Consider the following 1,128-nt stretch of genomic DNA (forward strand, 5'->3'; position numbering starts at 1 on the left):
TTTGCGTGAGGACAAGGTGACGGAGTATTGAGTTAGCTTCACCCGGCTCACGCCAGCGGATAAACCCCGAAAGCGCTTCTACACTCACGGCGCCCCTTCCGCCGAACCGAGCCCCCATGACCTCACTCAAAGACCGCATGCAACAAGGCAAGGACGCCCGCAAGCAGTGCTCGCGCAGTGCTCAGGCGTCCACCGGCAAGATGAACCGTGATCCGATTCCGTTGATCAAGGCCTCCAGCCAGGGCCGTGTCGAGTCGCTGGTCGAACTGCGTTACGGGCGCATGCTGGTGTCGCCGTTCACCTTCTTTCGCGGTAACGCGTTGCTGCAAGCGCACGATCTGTCGGGCACGGCGAACATGGGCCTGAACGTGCCCATCTGCGGTGACTGCCATCTGATGAACTTCGGGGGCTTTGCCACGCCTGAGCGCAATCTGCTGTTCAGTGTCAACGATTTCGACGAGGCGCATCCCGGTCCGTGGGAGTGGGATCTGAAGCGACTCGCAGCGAGTTTCGTGGTGGCCGCCCGCGACTTGCGCCACGGTGAGTCGGTCGAGGAGCAGGTGTGCCGTGAAATGGTCGGCGCCTATCAGACCACACTGCTGGAATGCGCCGAACAGAGCACGCTGGAAAACTGGTACGAGTCCATCAGCTACAACGACCTGCTGGCGCAGGCACGCAAAAGTACCCTTGAACATGTGCAGCGCGCTATCGAGAAGGCCGAGCGGCGCACGCACGCCGAGTTGCTGCCGAAAATCAGCGAACGCGATGCTCACGGGCGCCTGATCATTCGCGATGACCTGCCGGAAATTTTCCACCTGCACAAAAACACTACGCTGCTGGATGCCGAGGATGACTGGCTGCGACTCGCGGACTGGCGTCCGCTCTTCGACACCTTCATGCGCGAGTATCGCAGCACGTTGCAACCCGACCGCCGCGAGCTGTTGTCACGGTTTCACGTGCAGGATCTGGCATTCAAAGTGGTGGGCGTCGGCAGTGTCGGCACGCGTTGTCTGGTGGCGCTGCTGACCGACGATCAGGAGTTCCCGCTGTTCCTGCAACTCAAGGAAGCCCGGCGCTCGGTGCTCGCCGACTACGTCAAAAGCAAATCGCGGGTGCGCCATGAAGGTC

1 protein-coding gene is annotated in these 1,128 nt (G+C 61.3%); it reads left to right on the forward strand.

Features of this window, described 5'->3' with window-relative positions:
- Positions 1–116: 116 nt before the first annotated feature.
- A partial coding sequence (locus DBR24_RS26105) for a DUF2252 domain-containing protein (protein WP_256591846.1) occupies positions 117–1,128 on the forward strand: 1,012 nt, incomplete at its 3' end.

This window comes from Pseudomonas sp. HMWF006 (assembly GCF_003061205.1).
In the GTDB taxonomy this organism is placed as follows: domain Bacteria; phylum Pseudomonadota; class Gammaproteobacteria; order Pseudomonadales; family Pseudomonadaceae; genus Aquipseudomonas; species Aquipseudomonas monsensis.